Genomic DNA, 19,722 nt, shown 5'->3' with positions numbered 1-19,722 from the left:
GCTTGACAGTTGCGAATGGTTCGCAGATAACCAAGGCAACATAGGGGACCATGATGTTTCGCAGGACGTTTCTTGGCACGGCAATCGCAACCCTGGCCGCGCCGGCATTGGCGCAGGGCCGCAAGATGAAGGTCGCGACGACCTTCACCATCCTTGCCGACATGGCCCGCAACGTGGCAGGCGACCGCATCGAGATCGTGTCGATCACCAAGCCGGGGGCCGAGATCCACAACTATGAACCGACCCCCAGCGACCTGATCGGCGCGCGCGACGCCGATATGGTGCTGCGTAACGGCATGAATCTGGAACTGTGGTTCGAACAATTCCTGCGCAATCTGGGCGACATCCCATCCGCCACCCTGTCCGAGGGGATTGAGCCGATGCCGATCTCCGGCGGAAGCTATAAGGGCAAGCCCAATCCCCATGCGTGGATGTCGCTGGATAGCGCGATGATCTATGTGGACAATATCGCGGCGGCGCTTTCGCAGCTCGATCCCGCGGGAACGGGCGATTTTCGCGCCCGCGCGGGCGATTACAAGGGCCGCATCGCCCAGACCATCGCGCCGATCCGCGATCAGGCGCGTGCGCTGCCCGAGGCGCGGCGCTGGCTTGTGACCTCTGAGGGCGCGTTTTCATATCTCGCGCGGGATTTCGGTCTGAATGAGCTTTACCTGTGGCCGATCAATGCCGATGCGCAGGGCACGCCCCAGCAGGTGCGCCGCGTCGTCGATGCGATCAGGGAAAACTCGATACCCGTCGTGTTTTCGGAAAGCACCGTCTCGGACCGTCCGGCCAAGCAGATCGCATCGGAAACCGGCGCGGCCTATGGCGGCGTGCTGTATGTCGATAGCCTGTCCGAAGCGGATGGCCCCGTCCCCACCTATCTGGACCTGCTGCGCATCACATCGGAAACCATCGTGAAGGGGCTGACGCATGGCTGAGGGGATCGAGGCCGCCGGTCTGACCGTCACCTATCGCAACGGCTTCACCGCCCTGCGCGATGCCAGCTTTACCGTGCCCAAGGGGTCTGTCACCGCATTGGTCGGCGTGAACGGTGCGGGGAAATCCACTTTGTTCAAGGCGTTGATGGGCTTTGTCCCGGCGTCCAAGGGCGATGTGCGCGTGCTGGGCATGTCCGTCCCGCAGGCGCTGCGTCAGAATCTGATTGCTTATGTTCCGCAATCCGAGGAGGTGGACTGGACCTTTCCCGTCCTGGTGCAGGACGTGGTGATGATGGGCCGCTATGGCCATATGGGTTTCCTGCGCCGCGCCCGCGATGCAGACCGCCATGCCGTGGACGATGCGCTGTCCCGCGTGAACATGCTGGAATTCCGTCATCGCCAGATCGGCGAATTGTCGGGTGGCCAGAAAAAGCGGGTCTTTCTGGCCCGTGCCTTGGCGCAGGGCGCGTCGGTCATCCTGCTGGACGAACCCTTTACCGGCGTCGATGTAAAGACCGAGGCCGCGATCATCGAATTGCTGCGCCAGATGCGCGACGAAGGCCGGGTGATGCTGGTATCCACCCACGACCTCGGCTCGGTCCCCGAATTCTGCGACCGGGTGGTGCTGGTCAAGGGCACGGTGCTGGCCTATGGTCCCACGGCCGAGGTCTTTACCCCCGACAATCTGCGCGAGACATTCGGCGGCGTTCTGCGGCATCTGGTGCTGGGCGCCAAGCAGTTGCATGACGATGACGACACACGCGAACTGACCATGCTGTCGGACGATGAACGCCCACTGGTGTTCTATGACGGCAAGCCCAAATCGCCCGAGGCTGCGCCGAAATGATCGAAACGCTGCTGATCCCGTTTGAATACAGCTATATGACCGACGCGATCTGGGTCTCGGCCCTTGTGGGCGCGGTGTGTGCGTTTCTGTCGGCCTATCTGATGCTGAAAGGCTGGTCGCTGATCGGCGATGCGCTGTCCCATTCCATCGTCCCCGGAGTCGCGGGCGCCTATATGCTGGGCCTGCCCTTTGCGCTGGGGGCGTTCATGTCGGGGGGTCTGGCCGCGCTGACCATGCTGTTCCTGAACCAGCGCAGCGGGCTGAAAGAAGATGCGATCATCGGGCTGATCTTTACCGGCTTTTTCGGACTGGGCCTGTTCATGGTGTCGCTGAATCCCATGGCGGTCAGCGTCCAGACCATCACCATGGGCAACATCCTTGCCATCACGCCACAGGACACGCTGCAACTGGCGCTGATCGGCGGCATATCGCTGCTGATCCTGACGCTGAAATGGCGCGACCTGATGGTGGTGTTTTTTGACGAAAGCCATGCACGGACGATCGGGCTGCGGCCCGGTAGGCTGCGGGTGCTGTTCTTCACGCTGCTGTCGGCCTGCACGGTCGCAGCGATGCAGACCGTGGGCGCCTTTCTGGTCGTGGCGCTGGTCGTCACACCGGGGGCGACCGCCTATCTGCTGACCGACCGCTTTCCACGGCTTATCATGCTGTCGGTGGCGATCGGGGCCGTCACCTCGGCGCTGGGGGCTTACATCTCGTTCTTTCTGGACGGAGCGACGGGGGGCGTCATCGTCTGCCTGCAAACGCTGATCTTTCTGACCGCGTTTCTGTTCGCGCCCAAGCATGGCTTGCTGGCCGCCCGACGCCGCGCCCGCGCTGTGCTGGAGGATGCGTGATGGAGTGGCTGACCCTGCCCTTTTCTTTCCCGTTCATGCGCGATGCGGCGCTGATCGGGCTGATGATTTCCGTTCCCGCCGGGCTTTTGTCCTGCTTTCTGGTGCTGCGCGGCTGGTCCTTGATGGGCGATGCGGTCAGCCATGCGATCCTGCCGGGTGTCGTTCTGGCCTATGTCGCGGGTCTGCCGCTAATCCTTGGCGCATTTGCTGCCGGGCTTGGCTCGGCTTTGATGGCGGGCTGGCTGCAGGATAACAGCCGCGTCAAGCGCGACACGGTGCTGGGCGTCGTCATGTCGGGCATGTTCGGGCTGGGGGTGGTGCTTTACACCGCCATCCCGTCGGACCTGCATCTGGACCACATCCTGTTTGGCAACATGCTGGGCATCGGCCCCGAGGACCTGCGGCTGGCCGCCATGATCTCGGTCGTGGTGGGCGCGGTCATGGTGCTGAAATGGCGCGACGTGGCGCTGGTGGCGTTCGACCCCATTCAGGCGCGGGTCTCGGGGCTGCGGGTGCGCTGGCTGGACTACGGGGTGCTGGCGATGATTTCGGCCACGGTGGTCGCGATGCTGTCATCGGTGGGCATCATCCTAGCCGTCGCGCTGCTGATCGCACCGGGCGCGGTCGCTTTCCTGATGGTGCGGCGCCTGTCCGCGATGCTTGCCACCGCCGTCGCGGTCGCCGCATTCAGCACCGTGACGGGCGTCTGGGCCAGCTTTTGGCTGGACAGCGCACCCGCGCCGACCATCGTGCTGATCCTGACGGGGCTGTTCGTTCTGGCCTTCATCTGGCGAAACCTTGCCACGCGGCGGAATGTCGCCGGTTGAGAGGGGCTGCCAGACTCGCCAAATCCGAAAGCTGCACTGTAAACTTTGATAAGTTGAAAAGTTTGCAAAGGCGGACGCATGAGCCAGAGCATCAGTCATGATACCAGCGCCCACCCCGACGATCCCCATTACGTCGGGCGGATGGGATGGCTTCGCGCCTCGGTTCTGGGGGCGAATGACGGCATCGTTTCCGTCGGCGCGCTGATCACCGGCGTCGCAGCGGCCGATCCCGGCCCGCAGACGATCCTGATCGCGGGCAGCGCAGGGCTGGTGGCGGGTGCGCTGTCGATGGCCATGGGCGAATACGTCTCGGTCAGTTCGCAATCGGATACCGAGCGTGCGGACATTGCGCGCGAACGCGCGGCGCTGAATGAAATGCCCGAACAGGAACTGCACGAACTGGCCGCGATCTATGAATCGCGTGGCATGACCCCCGGCACGGCGCTGCAGGCCGCACGCGAGGTCAGCGAACATGACGCCCTTGGCGCCCATGTCCGCGACGAGCTGGGCCTGTCCGAGGCATCCAGTGCCAATCCGCTGCTTGCGGCCTTTGCATCCGCCGCCACCTTCAGCGTGGCGGCTGCGGTGCCGCTGCTGGCAGCGGTATTCGCACCGGGCGGCGCAATTATCATGAGCGTGCTGATCGCCGTTCTGTTCGCTTTGGCATTCCTTGGCGCCATCGGGGCATGGGCCGGGGGCGCACCGCCTGCCCGCGCGGTGATCCGCGTCGTGCTTGGGGGTGCATTCGCGCTGGCCTTGACCGCCGGCATCGGTCGCATATTCGGCGTCGTCGTCTAAGCCCCGCTCCAGCCCCTGTCATAGCTGGCGCTGGCTGTCAGCAATTCCCGCGCATATTCGCTTTGCGCCCGGCCTGCGCGCAGGCTGGCGGCGTCCATCTCCTCGACGATCCGGCCTTGCCGCATCACGGCCAGCCGGTCGCACATATGCGCCACGACCGACAGATCATGGCTGACCATCACATAGGTAAGCCCGCGTTCGCGCCGCAGATCGGCCAGCAGGTTCAGGATTTCCGCCTGAACGCTGACATCCAATGCGCTGGTCGGTTCGTCCAGCAGCAGCAGACGCGGCTCAGCCGCCAGCGCGCGCGCAATCGCCACGCGCTGTCGCTGCCCGCCGGAAAGCTGGTGCGGATAGCGAAAGCGAAACCCGCTTCCCAGCCCCACGGCATCCAGAAGCTGGGCGATACGCCGGTCGATGTCGTGCATTCCCTGCAGATGCAGTGTCTCGGACAGGACGCGATCCACCGAATGCCGGGGATGCAGGCTGGCATAGGGATCCTGGAACACCATCTGCACCGCCTTGTGAAAGGCCCGCGACCGCTTGCGTCCCGCGACGGCCTGATCGGCCACGCGAATATCGCCCGACCATGTGTCGATCAGTCCGGTAATCGCCCGCAGGATCGTCGATTTGCCCGAGCCGCTTTCGCCAACCAGCCCATAGCTTTGGCCCTGCGGCACCTGAAAGCTGACCGATTGCACCGCATCGACGCGATCGGGCGGGAAGCCGAACCAGACGTTCAGGTTTTCGACACGCAACATCTTAATCCTCGCGCCAGCTGGATTGGCGTTGCAGCACCGCCAGACGGTCCACGGGCCGGTCCAGACGCGGCAGGCTGTTCAACAGCCCCTGCGTATAGGGATGGCGCGCGCGGGTCAGGTCGGCTGCGGGCAGTTCCTCGACCACGCGGCCCGCATACATGATCAGCACGCGGTCGCAGAATTGCGCGACAAGGTTCAGGTCGTGGCTGATAAAGATCAGTCCCATGCCGCGTTCGCGCACCAAGCGGTCAAGGATGTGCAGAACCTCATTGCGAACCGAGACATCCAGCGCGCTGGTCGGTTCATCGGCGATCAGAATATCGGGATCCGGGGCCAGCATCATCGCGATCATGATGCGCTGACCCATGCCGCCCGATACCTCGTGCGGATAGGCGTCGAAAACGCGCTGCGGGTCACGGATCTGGACGGCGGCCAGCATCTCCAGCGCCTTGGCGCGTGGGTCGCCCTTGCCGTGCAGGCGATAGCTTTCCATGATCTGGCGACCCACGGTCATCACAGGGTTCAGGCTGAATTTGGGATCCTGCATCACCATGCTGATCCGCGCCCCGCGCAAGCGGCGCATCTGCGGCTCGGGCAGGTTCAGGATCGACTGGCCCTCCAGCTCCAGCCGCTGCGCGGTCACCCGCCCCGGCGGCCGCACCAGCCCAAGGATCGCGCGCCCCGTCATCGACTTGCCCGAGCCGCTTTCGCCGACCACGCCCAGCCTTTCGCGGCCCAGATCGAAGCTGACGCCGCGCACGGCTTCGAAAATCCCCGACCGGGTGGGAAAGCTGACGCGCAGATCGCGGACCGAGAGCAGGGTCATTCGCGGCCCCCCTTCGGGTCCAGCACGTCGCGCAAGCCATCGCCAAGGAAGTTGAAGGCAAGGCTGACGACAAAGATCGCCATGCCGGGCATGGCCGCGACCCACCAGAAATCAAGGATATAGGTGCGCCCGTCCGAAATCATCGCCCCCCATTCCGGCGTGGGCGGCTGCGCGCCAAGGCCCAGAAAGCCAAGGCCCGCAGCCGACAGGATGATGCCCGCCATGTCCAGCGCCACACGCACGATCAGAGAACTGACACAAAGCGGCCAGATATGTCCGATCAGCAGCCGCAGCGGCCCCGCACCCTGCAACCTTGCAGCGGCGATGTAATCGGCATTGCGGATGGTCAGCGTCTCGGCCCGCGCAAGCCGGGCATAGGCCGGCCATGAGGTCACGGCCAGCGCCAGCACGGCATTGGCAATGCTGGGACCAAGCGCCGCGACAAAGGCCAGCGCAAGGATCAGCTTCGGAAACGCAAGGAAAATATCGGTCACGCGCATCAGCACCTGATCGACCCAGCCGCCCGCGAAACCTGCCACCGTGCCGATGAACAGCCCGATCACCGGCGCAATCAGCGCCACCGTTCCCACGATGAACAGCGTCACGCGCGACCCATGGATCAGCCGCGACAGAATGTCCCGCCCCAGCGCATCCGTGCCCAGCCAATGCTGCGCTGACGGCGGCTTAAGGCGATCGGCAAGGTCCTGCGCGAAGGGGTTCTGGGGCGAAATCCACGGCGCGAATGCCGCGATCAGCAGCAAAAGCACCAGGATCACCAGCCCCAGAACCGCCAGCCGATTGGCGCGGAATGTCAGCCAGCCCTGATACAGCGCCCCCAGCCGGGCCTGACGCCTTGTCTGCGGCGCATCGGTCAAAAGCCATTCGCGGGTCATTTCGCCCTCGGGTCCAGCAGGCGGTAAAGGATGTCGGACAAAAGGTTCAACCCGACAAAGCAGGTGCCAATCAGGACCGTCCCGCCAAGAACCGCGTTCATATCGCCCGACAGCAGCGCCTTGGTGATGTATTGGCCGATGCCGGGCCAGCTAAAGACGATCTCGGTCAGGACCGAGCCTTCCAGCAGCGAACCGAAGCTAAGCGCGATCACGGTGATCAGCGGCACAAGGATGTTGCGGAAGGCGTGGCCCCAGATCACGCGCCGCTCTGACAGCCCCTTGACGCGGGCGGTGGTGATATATTCGGCGGAAAGCTGTTCCAGCATGAAACTGCGGGTCATGCGGCTGATATAGGCAAGGCTGAAATAGCCCAGCAGGCTGGCGGGCAGGATGATGTGGCTGAAGGCGTCGCGGAACGATCCCCAATCGCCCGCGATCAGGCTGTCCACAAGGATCATGCCGGTGACAGGTGGAACCATGCCGTCATAGATGATGCCCTGCCGCCCCGGCCCGCCGACCCAGCCAAGGATGCCATAAAACAGCAAAAGGCCCATCAGACCCAGCCAGAAGATCGGCATGGAATAGCCCACAAGCGCCACGACGCGGGCGATCTGGTCCAGCCAGCCGCCCCGCCGCGCCGCCGCGATCACGCCCAAGGGCACTCCGACGAATACCCCGATCAGCGTCCCCAGCGAGGCAAGCTCGACCGTGGCCGGAAACACCCGTCGCAGATCGTCGATCACCGGATGGCCCGTGGAAATCGAGCGCCCGAAATCGCCCCGCAGCACATCGCCCATATAGCGCAGGAACTGTTCCCAAAGCGGGCGGTCCAGCCCCATTGCCTGATAGGCCGCGTCATATTGCGCCTGCGTCGCGCGTTCACCCACCACCTTCAGCACCGGGTCGATCGGCATGACCCGCCCGATGATGAAGGTGACCAGCAGCAGGCCAAGCAGCGTCAGCGCCAGGGAAAGCGCAAGCCCGCCCACGCTGCGCGCCCGCCTGCGCAGACGCGCCACGCGATGGCTGCCGGTCGTGTCGGTCAGGGCCACGCCCTATTCCTTCGTGACCTGACGATAAAAGACCGAGCTGACCGCCCCGCCCGTGGTCCAGTTCTTGACGTTCTTCTGGATGCCCACCTGCTCGATCTTCTGGAACAGCGGGATGATCGGCGCGATTTCCCGGTATTCCTGCTGGATGTCCTGATACATCTGGATGCGCTTGTCGGTGTCGCCCTCCAGCGTGGCGGCGATGGTCGCCTTGTTCATGTCATCAGGCACGGCCCATGAATTGCGCCATGCCAGCTGCGACAGCTTGGCATCGTCGGCATTGTTGGGGTTATAGGCAAAGGTCGAGGCATTGGTGTTCGGATCGGCGTAATCCGGCCCCCATTCGCCGATAAAGATCGGCACCTGCCGCGCGCGATAGGCGTCCAGAACCTGTGCCCCGGTCATCTGCTGAATTTCCAGCGTCAGCCCGACCTGTGCCATCGCCCCCTGCAAGGTCTGGGCCACGTCGATATATTCGCGGATGTCGCGCACGACTGTCTTGACCGTGCCCGATGTGATGCCGGCATCGGTCAGGATCTGACTGGCCTTTTCGATGTCATAGGTCCAGGGGTTGTCCTCAGACGCGCCAAGATAGCCCTCGGGCAGGAAATTCTGATGCGTCTTCCACTGCCCCTTCAGGAAGCTCCCTTCCATCCCGGCGTAATCGACAAGGTATTTCATCGCCTCGACGACTTCGGGTTTGGACAGGATCGGGTCTTTCTGGCTAAGGCCCATGTAAAGGATGCGGCCCTTGGGTTCGGTGCCCACCGTCAGCGCGTCGTTGCCCGCAAGCCCTTCGACATCGGTCGGCGTCAGGTTGCGCGCCACGTCTATATCGCCCTGTTCCAGCAACAGACGCTGGGCACTGCTTTCCTGCACATGACGCACGATCACCCGCTTCATCGTGGGCGCGCCCTGCCAGTATTCGTCATTCGCGGTGAATTGCACCGCCTCGTTCGGGCGCCATGTGGCCAGTTTATAGGGGCCGGAACCTGCGTCGTTCGTGGAAAGCCAGGCATTGCCGAAATCCTCGCCCTCGGCATTGGCGATGACGGTTTCCTTGTCCACGACCGAAGCGACGTTCGACGCAAGGCAGTTCAGCACGAAGCTTTGCGCATAGGGCTGATCCAGTTTCAGGATGATCTTGTTGCCATCGGCCGTAATCATCTGATCGACGTTTGCGGGTGTAAAGCCGAACTGGTTCAGGATGAAGGCCGGGGATTTGTTCAGCTTGACCGCGCGTTGCAGCGACCATGCCGCGTCCTCGGCCCGGACGGGGTTGCCGGAATGGAACTTGACGCCGTCGCGCATGGTCAGGGTGATGGTCTTGCCGCCATCAGTCACCTCCCACCCTTCGGCCAGGCTGGGCTTGATCCCGGCGTTTTGGTCAAGCGGGTCGAAATCGACCAGCCGGTCATACAGGTTGTTGTCAACGTCATTGCCCGAAAACTCGAAGCTTTGCGCCGGATCAAGGCTGATGATGTCGTCGATCTGGGCGGCCACGACCAGCGTATCTGCGGGCGTTTCGGCATGGGCGATGGGGGCGATGCAGACCGCGGTCGCCAAAAGCGCCGCGCGAAGCGGAAACTGTTTCATCCTGAGTCTACCCTGTTGTCTCGTCCCGTTGATCAGGACTGGAATGGTAACAGCTTCGCGCCAGAACGGATTTCTGGCAAGCCCTGTGGCATCCGGCCTTGCGCAAGGGGGCGCGGTCGTCCATCTCGGGTGACAAGGAGAGATCATGGAAAAACGCACCCTTCCCGAACGTCCGAACTGGCGAACCGAAGCCGAGGAGCTGGGCTTTACCTTTGCCGATATGGGGGGCGAGCCCTATTGGGACGAAACCAGCGCCTATGCCTTCACGATGCGCCAGATCGAGGAGGAGCTTGAGGCACCCTCGACCGAGATCCATGCGCTGTGCCGCGAGGCGGTCGCGGCCGTAGTGGGCGACGAGGAGCTGCTGACAAAGCTTGCGATCCCCGCCGCGCATTGGGATTTCATCGCCGCAAGCTGGGCCCGCAGAGAGCCCGAGCTTTATGGCCGCCTTGATCTGGCCTATGACGGCAAGGGCCCGGCCAAGCTGCTGGAATACAACGCCGATACGCCGACATCGCTTTACGAATCCGCCTCGTTTCAATGGCTGTGGTTCGAACAGCAGCAGGCGGCGGGCGTGCTGGACGGTGAAACCGACCAGTTCAACGGCCTGCATGAGGCGCTGGTCGCGCGGTTCGCCGAAATATGCGACCCCGCCGAAGATGTGCATTTCACTGCAGATGCACAGAACCCCGAAGATTACGCGACGGTCGAGGCCCTTGCATGGGCCGCGCGCGAAGCCGGGCTTGGTGCGCATTTCACCGATCTTTCGCAGATCGGGCTGACCGAGGACGGCCAGTTTGCCGACGACCAGTCCCGCATCATCGGAACGCTGTTCAAGCTGTATCCGTGGGAAGACATGCTGCGCGACGATTTCGCGCCGAACCTGCAACCTTCGGGCACGCGCTTCATTGAACCGCCGTGGAAGGCGCTTTTGTCGAACAAGGGCATTCTGCCGGTCCTGTGGCAGATGTTCCCCGACCATCCGAACCTGCTGCCCGCGTTTTTCGCTGACGATGTGCGGGACGCGATGTCTGGGGGCGATGCCGCGCCGGGGATTGCCGACGCCTTTGCCTCGGCCCGGCCCATCCTGCGTGCCGGCCATGTGACGAAGCCGATCTTTTCGCGCGAAGGCGCGGGCGTCACCATCTGGCAGGACGGCGAACAGGTGGCGCAGACTGATGACGACAGCTATTCGCACCACCCGATGATCGTGCAGGCGCTGGCTCCCCTGCCCGATTTCGGCGGTTTCCATCCGGTGATCGGTGCATGGATCGTGGGTCAGTCCTGCGTGGGCATCGGCATCCGCGAAGATCGCGCGCGCATCACCCATAACCTTTCGCGCTTCAAGCCGCATTTCATCGAGGGCTGAGACATGAAATCCCGCAAAAGATCCCGCCGCGTTGCGCTTGTTCTGGTCGGCACCGCCTCGCTTGCGCTGGCCGCCTGCCGTGACGAACAGGTCGATGCGCAATCGTTTCCCGACTTGCAAAGCTGCATCGCCGCCGCCAAGGAAAACAGCCTTTGGTTCACCGAGCAGGATTGCCGCACGAATTTCGCCGCAGCCGAGGCGGAATATGCCGAAACCGCCCCGCGCTACGAATCCAAGGAGTTGTGCGAACAGGAACATGGTGCGGGCAATTGCGGCGGCGATCCGACGCAGGCCGCTGGCGATCAGGTCGCCCAGCAATCGGGCGGCGGCATGGGGTCGATCTTCATGCCGCTTTTGATGGGCTATATGATGGGGTCGATGCTGTCGGGCGGGCGCGGCGTCAGTTCGCAACCCTTGGTGCGGACCGCCGATGGCCGTTACTCGACGCCTTCGGGTAACCAGAGCTTTGCCACAAACCGCGGCGCGGGTCAGGTGTCGCCCAACACATTCCAGCGCGCGCCCTCGACCGCGGGCAAGCCGCCGATGAGCGCGTCGCAAGTCTCGCAGCGCGGCGGTTTCGGTGCGTCATCGACCGCACGGGCAGCGGGCGGCAGCACGCGCAGCTTTGGCGGTTAACGCTAACACCCACCCTTGCGGATCGGGTCGGAAAGGCGCAGTTTGCGCGTGGCATGAATGACGGAGGCAAGCCATGACACCGGAAATCCAGTCCCAGAAAAGCCGTGCGCTATGCGAACTTGCGCCCGTGATCCCGGTGCTGGTGGTGGGCGACGCCGCCCGCGCCGAGGGCCTTGCGACCGCGCTGGTCGCGGGCGGTCTGCCGGTGCTGGAGGTGACGCTGCGCACCCCAGCCGCGCTGGACGTGATCCGCGCGATGGCCAAGGTTCCGGGCGGGCATGTCGGCGCGGGCACGGTCCTGACGCCGGATGACGCGAAACGCGCGCGCGATGCCGGTGCAAGCTTTGCCGTGGCCCCCGGCCTGACCGAAACGCTGGTTCGGGCCTGCGACGATATAGACCTGCCGTTGCTGCCCGGCGCCGTCACCGCATCCGAGGTGATGCGGGCCATGGAATTCGGCTATCGGATGCTGAAATTCTTCCCGGCCGAAGCGGCTGGGGGGGCGAAATCTCTGAAATCTCTGGCAGGTCCGCTGCCGCAGGTCAGCTTTTGTCCCACCGGCGGCGTGACGCCGCAGAACGCGCCCGATTATCTGTCGCTGCCCAATGTCATCTGCGTCGGCGGCAGCTGGATTTCCCCCGATGCCGAGGTCGCCGCTGGTAACTGGTCCGCGATTGAGGCACGCGCCCGCGAAGCCGCAAGCCTGCGCGGTTAAGGCAAGGCCGGGGGCGCTGCCCCCGGACCCCCAGGGTATTTTCAGAACAAAGAAGTCAGAAGAGCGATTTCTGATCTTTTGGCCCTGCGGCTTTGCGCGCGGGTTTCTGCGGTGCGTTGTCGGGGCGTGCTGTCATGCGGCCATCGGCAAATTCGATGTCGAAACGCGGAGTCTGTGCGGCCTCGGTTGCACTGGTGATGAGGCTGGTCGGGCCATGCACGACGGCAAAGCCCCGGCGCAGCGTTTCCTTGTAGCCCAGGGTCTGGCGCAGGCGGTCGATGCGTTCCAGCCTTTCGCGACGCGGCGGCAGCAGGCGGCTTGCGGCAGCATCCATCCGGCGGGCGAGCAGCTGGGTCCGTTCGCGGTCGCGCGCAATGCCGCGCAGGGCATCGGCCAATGTGCGGCCTCGCGCCCGGACCAATCGCTCGGCCAGGCTGACCAGGCGTTCGCGTTGGCGGGTCTGGTTGCGCAGGGCGCATAGCGGCAGGCGGCGGGACTGATCGTCGAGCCGTTCGCGCCGGTTGCGCAGGCTGGCACGCAGGACCGACAGCGACAAAGGCAGCGCGTTCAACCGTTCGCGCCGGGTGCGGACGAAGCCGCGCAACGCGGGTTCCAGCCGTTCGGCAAAAAGATCGAAGCGTTGCCGCGCTGGGTCGGTCAGCGCCTGCGGACGTCCCAATGCCCGCGCCAGATCGGTCAGGCGTTGGCGCTGACGCTGTTGGCGGGTCTGGCTTGCGCGGATCATGCGGGCGGCGTTTTCCGAAAGCCGCGCGGCCAGTTCGGCGCGGACGGGGACCGCAATCTCGGCGGCGGCGGTGGGCGTGGGCGCGCGGCGGTCCGAGGCGAAGTCGATCAGGGTCGTGTCCGTTTCGTGACCCACGGCGGAAATCAGCGGGATGGTGCTTTCGGCAGCGGCGCGGACCACGGATTCTTCGTTGAAGCCCCACAGGTCTTCAAGGCTGCCGCCTCCGCGCGCGACGATAATCAGGTCGGGGCGCGGGATCGGGCCGTCGGGCGTGAGCGCGTTGAAGCCGCGAATGGCGGCGCTGACCTGCGGGGCACACCCTTCGCCCTGCACGGCCACGGGCCAGATCAGCACGCGGGTTGGAAAGCGGTCGCGCAGGCGGTGCAGGATGTCACGGATCACCGCGCCCGAGGGCGAGGTGACGACCCCGATCACGCGTGGCAGATAGGGCAGCGGGCGTTTGCGGGCGTCATCGAACAGACCCGCGGCGGCCAGCGCCTTGCGGCGTTTTTCCAGCATCATCATCAGCGCGCCCGCGCCCGCAGGTTCGATCTCATCGACGATGAGCTGGTATTTCGACTGGCCGGGGAATGTGGTCAGGCGCCCGGTGGCGATGACCTCGATCCCTTCCTCGGGGCGGGTGGAGAGCTTGGATGCCTGCCCTTTCCATGTCACCGCCGCGATGACAGAACGGTCGTCCTTCAGGTCGAAGTAAAGATGCCCCGATGAGGGACGCGACACGCGCCCGATTTCGCCGCGCACGCGGACGCGGCCGAATTCGCCTTCGAGGACACGTTTCACCGCGCCCGAAATCTCGGACACGGTGAATTCATGCGCGTTGCTGCCGGGGGTGCTGTCTTCGAAAAGTTCCATATTTGCGGTTTTGGCGCGGTCGCTGCGTGGGATCAAGGGGATTGATCCGGCGCTGGCCAGTTCCTAGAAGGCGGCAACCAGCGACAAGGGGCCAATCGCATGAACATCCTGATCCTTGGCAGTGGCGGGCGCGAACATGCGCTGGCATGGGCCATCCGCCAGAACCCGAAATGCGACCGCCTGTTCGCAGCCCCCGGCAATGTCGGCATGGAGGCCGTGGCCCGTCTGGCCGACCTGGATATTCTGTCGGGGACCGAGGTAATCCGCTTTTGCGCCGACAATGCCATTGATCTGGTGGTGGTCGGTCCCGAGGCGCCATTGGCCGCTGGCGTGGCCGACGATCTGCGCCGCGCGGATATTCCGGTCTTTGGCCCGTCGAAAGCTGCGGCGATGCTGGAGGCGTCGAAAAGCTTCACCAAGGAGGTTTGCGACGCCTGCTATGCGCCGACCGCCGCCTGGGCGCGCTTTGATACGGCTGAACCGGCGCGGGATTATATCCGCGCGCAGGGTGCCCCCATCGTCGTCAAGGCCGATGGTTTGGCCGCCGGCAAGGGCGTGACCGTCGCGATGACCGAGGATGAGGCGCTTGCTGCCATCGACGACGCATTTGGCGGCGCGTTCGGCGATGCCGGGGCCGAGGTGGTGATTGAGGAATTCATGGCGGGTGAGGAAGCAAGCTTCTTCATCCTGTGCGACGGCACCGATTGTCTGCCGATTGGCACGGCGCAGGACCACAAGCGCGTGGGCGACGGCGATACCGGTCCAAATACCGGCGGCATGGGCGCCTATTCCCCCGCCCCGGTCCTGACACAGGCCATCCAGGATCAGGTCATGGCAGAGATCGTGCGTCCGACCGTGGCCGAAATGGCGCGGCGCGGCACGCCGTTCCAGGGCATCCTGTATGCCGGTCTGATGATCGAGAATGACCGCGCGCGGCTGGTGGAGTACAACGTTCGTTTCGGCGACCCGGAATGTCAGGTTCTGATGATGCGTCTGGGCGCGCAGGCGCTGGACCTGATCCTTGCATGTGTGCAAGGGCGGCTGGCTGAAACGGCGGTGACATGGGCCGATGATCATGCGCTGACCGTGGTTCTGGCCGCGAATGGCTATCCGGGCAGCTATGAAAAGGGCAGCGTGATCGCCGGTCTGGACACCCTGCCCGAGGATTCGTCGCATATGGTGTTTCACGCCGGGACCGCCGCTAAGGATGGTCAGATCGTCGCCGTCGGTGGGCGCGTGCTGACCGCAACCGGGCGTGGCGCGACGCTGGCCGAGGCCCATGCCCGCGCCTATGCGCTGGCAGACGCGATCGACTGGCCGGGCGGTTTCTATCGCCGCGACATCGGTTGGCGCGCGTTGTAACGTCGCATGGGTATTTGAAGAACTGAGAAATACAGGGGTGGCGCATCGGATGCGCCGCCCCTTTTCGTTCCATGCCGGAAATTCGTCTGCGGGGTGATTTCGGTCTTTTCAATCGGCTGGAGGCGGTTCTATAGTCCGGGCCATGACTCGGACGCGACACATCGCCACTACCCGGAACGCGCAAATCAGCGCGCGTTTTGCCGTGAGCCTCCGCGGTCTCCTTCTTCTTACGCTGCGCTGAGCGGGTCTTCCGGGCCGCCGCTCAGCTTGGTTCGCGCCCGGACCCTGAAGCGTAAGAAGGATTCCGAACATGACCGACAAGAACCGCGTATGGATTTTCGACACCACCCTGCGTGACGGCGAGCAGTCGCCCGGTGCCACCATGACCCATGCCGAAAAGCTGGAAATCGCCCAGATGCTGGACGAAATGGGCGTCGATGTGATCGAGGCGGGTTTTCCGATCGCCTCCGAAGGCGATTTCGCCGCCGTGACCGAGATTGCCAAGCGCAGCCAGAACAGCGTCATCTGCGGGCTGGCCCGCGCGCAGCTGCCCGATATTGACCGCTGCTGGGAGGCAGTGAAACATGCGCGCCGTCCGCGCATTCATACGTTTATCGGCACCTCGCCGCTGCACCGGGCTATTCCCAATCTGGACATGGACCAGATGGCGGATCGTATCCACCAGACCGTGACCCATGCCCGCAACCTGTGCGACAATGTGCAATGGTCGCCCATGGATGCGACCCGGACCGAACATGATTATCTGTGCCGGGTGGTTGAGATTGCCATCAAGGCGGGCGCCACCACGATCAACATTCCCGACACCGTAGGCTATACCGCGCCCCGCGAAAGCGCCGACCTGATCCGTATGCTGCTGGAGCGCGTGCCCGGCGCCGATGAGATCGTCTTTGCGACGCATTGCCACAACGATCTGGGCATGGCGACCGCGAATTCGCTGGCCGCAGTCGAGGCGGGCGCGCGTCAGATCGAATGCACGATCAACGGGCTGGGCGAACGTGCGGGCAACACCGCACTGGAGGAGGTCGTGATGGCGCTGAAAGTGCGTCATGACATCATGCCGTTCGACACCGGGATCGACACGACCAAGATCATGGGCCTGTCGCGGCGCGTGGCGCAGGCATCCGGTTTCGCGGTGCAGCCCAACAAGGCCATCGTGGGCAAGAATGCCTTTCTGCACGAAAGCGGCATCCATCAGGACGGCGTGCTGAAAAACGTCGAAACCTTTGAGATCATGCGCCCCGCCGATATCGGCCTGAATGAGGCCAATATCGCCATGGGCAAGCATTCGGGCCGCGCCGCGCTGCGCTCGAAGCTGCGCGATCTGGGCTATGAGGTGGGCGACAACCAGCTGAAGGACATCTTTGTCCGCTTCAAGGCGCTGGCCGACCGCAAGAAGGAAATCTATGACGACGATCTGGTCGCGCTGATGCAGGACAGCGCCGCCAATACCGAGGCGGACTATCTGCAGGTCAAGCACCTGCGCGTCGTCTGTGGCAGCGATGGCCAGTCGGCGGATCTGACGATGATCGTCGGCGGCGAGGAAAAGACCGTCCACGCCGAGGGCGACGGCCCGGTCGATGCCTGCTTCAATGCCGTGAAGGCGATCTGGCCGCATCAGGCCGTGCTGCAGCTGTATCAGGTCCACGCCGTAACCGAGGGCACGGATGCGCAAGCAACCGTCAGCGTGCGTATGGAGGAAGATGGCCGCATCGCCACCGGGCAGGCAGCCGACACCGACACCATTCTGGCCAGCGTCCGCGCCTATGTCGGCGCGCTGAATCGCCTGAAGGTGCGCCGCGAGATGGTCGGAGAGAATGCCGACGCCAAACAGGTCAGCATGTATTCGCACTGACCTTTTTTCTGGCGAATAAAACCAAGGGCGGTCCACCGGCCGCCCTTGTCATTCACGAGATTGTCAGTCTGGGCGCAGTCATGCGCAGGCCAAAGATTTCGGGTTCCCGCGCAGCAAATCGCGGCATATACGTCCAGCACCCCGGCAGGGCGCGACTCGCCGGGGCAATCGGGCAATAGCCGTCGATGAACGATGGCGAAACCGCCGCCTTGGCAGGGGTGGCAGAAGGGACAATGACATGGCATTTGGCGGATTGTTTTCCACCGACATCGCGATCGACCTTGGGACCGCGAACACGCTGATCTATGTCAAGGGCAAGGGCATCATCCTGAACGAGCCTTCGGTCGTCGCCTATCACGTCAAGGACGGCAAGAAGCAGGTTCTGGCAGTGGGCGAAGACGCCAAGCTGATGCTGGGCCGCACCCCCGGCAGCATCGAGGCGATCCGCCCGATGCGCGAAGGTGTCATCGCCGATTTCGACAGCGCCGAGGAAATGATCAAGCATTTCATCAAGAAGGTGTTCAAGCGCAGCACCTTCTCGAAGCCCAAGATCATCGTCTGCGTGCCCCATGGCGCGACCCCCGTTGAAAAGCGCGCGATCCGTCAGTCGGTTCTGTCCGCAGGCGCGCGCAAGGCGGGCCTGATCGCGGAACCTATCGCGGCCGCCATCGGCGCGGGAATGCCCATCACGGAACCCACCGGCAGCATGGTCGTCGATATTGGCGGCGGCACCACCGAAGTTGCGGTCCTGTCGCTGGGTGATGTGGTCTATGCGCGCTCGGTTCGGATCGGCGGCGACCGCATGGACGATTCGCTGATCAATTATCTGCGCCGCAACCACAACCTGCTGATCGGCGAATCCACCGCCGAGCGGGTCAAGACGCAGATCGGCACCGCCCGTATGCCCGACGATGGTCGTGGAGCCACGATCATGGTGCGCGGTCGCGATCTGCTGAACGGCATTCCCAAGGAAATGGAAATCACCCAGGCCATGGTCGCCGAGGCGCTGGCCGAGCCGGTCCAGCAGATCTGCGAAGCCGTGATGGTCGCGCTGGAAGCGACGCCGCCCGATCTGGCTGCCGACATCGTGGACCGTGGCGTGATGCTGACCGGCGGCGGCGCGATGCTGGGCGAACTGGATCTGGCGCTGCGCGAGCAGACGGGCCTGTCGATCAGTCTTGCCGACCAGCCGATGAGCTGCGTGGCGCTGGGAACCGGCAAGGCGCTGGAATTCGAAAAGCAGCTTCGCCACGTCATCGACTACGACAGCTGATAGGTCGGCGCCGTGGCACGCAAGGGCCCTGACTACGCGGCTCCGGTCCGGCGCATCCTGGTTTCGCTGCTGGGGCTGTTCCTGCTGGGCATATTCCTGTTCTGGCAGATCGACAGCCCACGGGCCGAGCGGATGCGCTCGGCCGTGATCGACCGTGTGGTGCCGGGTTTCGAGTGGGCGATGGCGCCTCTGACGAAACTTAGCCGCATGGTCGCGGGCTTTGAATCCTATGCCCGGCTTTACGAGCAGAACCAGGAATTGCGGCGCGAGCTGCAAAAGATGTCGGCATGGAAAGAGGCCGCCGTCCAGCTTGAGCAGGAAAACGCCAAGCTGCTGTCGCAAAACAACGTCCGCATCGACCCGGCACTGACCAGCGTGTCGGGCGTGGTGCTGACCGACAGCGGCAGCGCGTTCCGGCAATCGGTGCTGCTGAACGTGGGCAAGCGCGACGGCATTCTGGACGGCTGGGCCACGATGGACGGGCTGGGACTGGTCGGCCGCATCACCGGCGTGGGCGAAACGACCAGCCGCGTCATGCTGCTGACCGATCCGACCAGCCGGATTCCGGTGACGATCCAGCCATCGGGTCAACATGCGCTGTTGTCGGGCGACAATACCTCGGCCCCGGCGCTGGATTTCATCGAAAGCCCCGAGAACCTGCGTCCCGGCGACCGCGTGGTCAGTTCGGGCGATGGCGGGGTGTTCCCGCCGGGTCTGCTGGTCGGGCAGGTTGCAATGGCCAGCGACGGACGGCTGCGCGTGTTGCTGGCAGCCGATTACGGGCGGCTGGAATTTCTGCGCGTGCTGCGTAGCCACCCGTCCGAAAGGCTGGGCGATACGGGGTTGCTGATCCCGCCTCCGCCCGCCGAATTCATCGGGCCGCCCATGCCCACAACGATCAACACCGATCCGGCAGCCCTGCCCCCGGCCGATACCGGCGCGGATATCGCCAATGATTGAGGCAGCGCGGCGCCAGCGGCTTGTCGGCATCGTCCTGTTCGTGCTTTTGATCGTGGCGATCCTGTTTCTGCGGCTGATGCCGCTGAATCCGGGGCGCGCGATCTGGCCCGGCCCGGATTTCGCGCTTTGCCTGACACTGGCATGGGTGCTGCGCCGTCCCGATCTGGCACCAGCCCCGATCATCGCCGCGCTGTTCTTTCTGGAGGACATCATGCTGCTGCGCCCCTTGGGACTTTGGGCCGCGATCGTGCTTTTCGGGACCGAGGCCGCGCGCAGGCGCGAGCATCGTTGGCGCGAGCTGCCATTCATGATTGAATGGCTGCGGATCGCAACACTTCTGGCGATGATGATGCTGGCCTATCGCTTTGCCCTTGCGCTGTTCTTGTTACCCACACCGCCGCTGGGTCAGGTCATCTTGCAATATATCGCGACCGCCGGATCCTATCCGCTGGTCACCGGCCTTCTGCACTGGCCCCTTGGGCTGCGCCGGGGTCTTCGGGACAATGACACGAGGCATCGCTGAG

19 protein-coding genes are annotated in these 19,722 nt (G+C 64.1%); 13 read left to right on the top strand and 6 right to left on the bottom strand.

The genetic code is table 11. The features are described from left to right. Positions 1-53 precede the first annotated feature (53 nt). The 5 genes from FN835_RS04000 (at position 54) to FN835_RS03980 (ending at position 4,267) form a co-directional block, all read left to right on the top strand. Complete coding sequence (locus FN835_RS04000) at positions 54-941, top strand: metal ABC transporter substrate-binding protein (protein ID WP_142661921.1); 888 nt, start codon at positions 54-56, stop codon at positions 939-941. Continuing rightward, positions 934-1,788: a manganese/iron ABC transporter ATP-binding protein gene (locus FN835_RS03995; RefSeq protein ID WP_142661920.1), complete on the top strand. Its 855-nt coding sequence runs from the start codon at positions 934-936 to the stop codon at positions 1,786-1,788. Before FN835_RS04000 ends, FN835_RS03995 begins: the two co-directional genes overlap by 8 nt. Next, entirely contained in the window at positions 1,785-2,642 is an 858-nt protein-coding gene (locus FN835_RS03990) for a metal ABC transporter permease (protein ID WP_142661919.1), read from the top strand. Before FN835_RS03995 ends, FN835_RS03990 begins: the two co-directional genes overlap by 4 nt. Beyond that, entirely contained in the window at positions 2,642-3,469 is an 828-nt protein-coding gene (locus FN835_RS03985; protein WP_142661918.1) for a metal ABC transporter permease, read from the top strand. The genes FN835_RS03990 and FN835_RS03985 overlap by 1 nt, the downstream gene beginning before the upstream one ends. Before the next feature lie 78 nt (positions 3,470-3,547). Continuing rightward, on the top strand, positions 3,548-4,267 hold the full coding sequence (locus FN835_RS03980) for a VIT1/CCC1 transporter family protein (protein ID WP_142661917.1): 720 nt from the start codon (positions 3,548-3,550) through the stop codon (positions 4,265-4,267). Here the strand turns inward: FN835_RS03980 and FN835_RS03975 are convergent. From FN835_RS03975 to FN835_RS03955, 5 genes are read right to left on the bottom strand one after another with little or no spacing between them, the layout of a single operon-like run. Then, positions 4,264-5,028 carry an ABC transporter ATP-binding protein gene (locus FN835_RS03975; protein ID WP_142661916.1) on the bottom strand — a complete coding sequence of 255 codons (765 nt, stop codon included), beginning with the start codon at positions 5,026-5,028 and terminating at the stop codon, positions 4,264-4,266. The two genes, FN835_RS03980 and FN835_RS03975, sit on opposite strands and share 4 nt — an antisense overlap. A 1-nt stretch (position 5,029) precedes the next feature. Continuing rightward, complete coding sequence (locus tag FN835_RS03970; protein ID WP_142661915.1) at positions 5,030-5,854, bottom strand: ABC transporter ATP-binding protein; 825 nt, start codon at positions 5,852-5,854, stop codon at positions 5,030-5,032. Beyond that, positions 5,851-6,747, bottom strand: a complete 897-nt coding sequence (gene nikC / locus FN835_RS03965) for a nickel transporter permease (protein ID WP_142661914.1) — start codon at positions 6,745-6,747, stop codon at positions 5,851-5,853. Before nikC ends, FN835_RS03970 begins: the two co-directional genes overlap by 4 nt. Further along, positions 6,744-7,766: an ABC transporter permease gene (locus FN835_RS03960; protein ID WP_425467452.1), complete on the bottom strand. Its 1,023-nt coding sequence runs from the start codon at positions 7,764-7,766 to the stop codon at positions 6,744-6,746. The genes nikC and FN835_RS03960 overlap by 4 nt, the downstream gene beginning before the upstream one ends. A gap of 36 nt (positions 7,767-7,802) precedes the next feature. Beyond that, positions 7,803-9,392, bottom strand: a complete 1,590-nt coding sequence (locus FN835_RS03955) for an ABC transporter substrate-binding protein (protein ID WP_142661913.1) — start codon at positions 9,390-9,392, stop codon at positions 7,803-7,805. A 145-nt stretch (positions 9,393-9,537) separates the two neighbouring features. Here FN835_RS03955 and FN835_RS03950 point away from each other — a divergent pair, with 145 nt between their 5' ends. From FN835_RS03950 to eda, 3 genes are all read left to right on the top strand, one after another. Next, positions 9,538-10,761 carry a glutathionylspermidine synthase family protein gene (locus FN835_RS03950; protein WP_142661912.1) on the top strand — a complete coding sequence of 408 codons (1,224 nt, stop codon included), beginning with the start codon at positions 9,538-9,540 and terminating at the stop codon, positions 10,759-10,761. 3 nt (positions 10,762-10,764) lie between these two features. Then, positions 10,765-11,397 carry a DUF1190 domain-containing protein gene (locus tag FN835_RS03945; protein WP_142661911.1) on the top strand — a complete coding sequence of 211 codons (633 nt, stop codon included), beginning with the start codon at positions 10,765-10,767 and terminating at the stop codon, positions 11,395-11,397. A gap of 73 nt (positions 11,398-11,470) precedes the next feature. Beyond that, the gene (eda, locus tag FN835_RS03940; protein ID WP_142661910.1) at positions 11,471-12,112 is read left to right on the top strand and encodes a bifunctional 4-hydroxy-2-oxoglutarate aldolase/2-dehydro-3-deoxy-phosphogluconate aldolase; all 642 of its coding nucleotides are present in this window, start codon (positions 11,471-11,473) and stop codon (positions 12,110-12,112) included. Positions 12,113-12,167: 55 nt separating this feature from the next. On the opposite strand, the gene xseA is transcribed toward eda, so the two are convergent. Further along, a complete protein-coding gene (xseA, locus tag FN835_RS03935; RefSeq protein WP_142662200.1) occupies positions 12,168-13,730 on the bottom strand; it encodes an exodeoxyribonuclease VII large subunit in 1,563 nt (520 codons plus the stop codon). Positions 13,731-13,829: 99 nt separating this feature from the next. Here xseA and purD point away from each other — a divergent pair, with 99 nt between their 5' ends. From purD to FN835_RS03910, 5 genes are all read left to right on the top strand, one after another. After that, complete coding sequence (gene purD / locus FN835_RS03930; protein WP_142661909.1) at positions 13,830-15,092, top strand: phosphoribosylamine--glycine ligase; 1,263 nt, start codon at positions 13,830-13,832, stop codon at positions 15,090-15,092. 310 nt (positions 15,093-15,402) lie between these two features. After that, on the top strand, positions 15,403-16,965 hold the full coding sequence (locus tag FN835_RS03925; RefSeq protein ID WP_142661908.1) for a 2-isopropylmalate synthase: 1,563 nt from the start codon (positions 15,403-15,405) through the stop codon (positions 16,963-16,965). Positions 16,966-17,203: 238 nt separating this feature from the next. Next, positions 17,204-18,238, top strand: coding sequence for a rod shape-determining protein (locus FN835_RS03920; RefSeq protein ID WP_142661907.1), 1,035 nt, complete (start codon positions 17,204-17,206; stop codon positions 18,236-18,238). A gap of 12 nt (positions 18,239-18,250) precedes the next feature. Beyond that, positions 18,251-19,198, top strand: coding sequence for a rod shape-determining protein MreC (gene mreC / locus FN835_RS03915; RefSeq protein WP_142661906.1), 948 nt, complete (start codon positions 18,251-18,253; stop codon positions 19,196-19,198). After that, positions 19,191-19,721, top strand: coding sequence for a rod shape-determining protein MreD (locus FN835_RS03910; RefSeq protein ID WP_142661905.1), 531 nt, complete (start codon positions 19,191-19,193; stop codon positions 19,719-19,721). Before mreC ends, FN835_RS03910 begins: the two co-directional genes overlap by 8 nt. The last annotated feature ends 1 nt before the right edge of the window (position 19,722 follow it).

Source organism: Paracoccus laeviglucosivorans (genome assembly GCF_900182695.1).
GTDB classification, from domain to species: Bacteria; Pseudomonadota; Alphaproteobacteria; order Rhodobacterales; family Rhodobacteraceae; genus Paracoccus; species Paracoccus laeviglucosivorans.
Note: the sequence above shows the minus strand (reverse complement) of the source record. Positions and strands in the feature narration are given on the sequence as shown.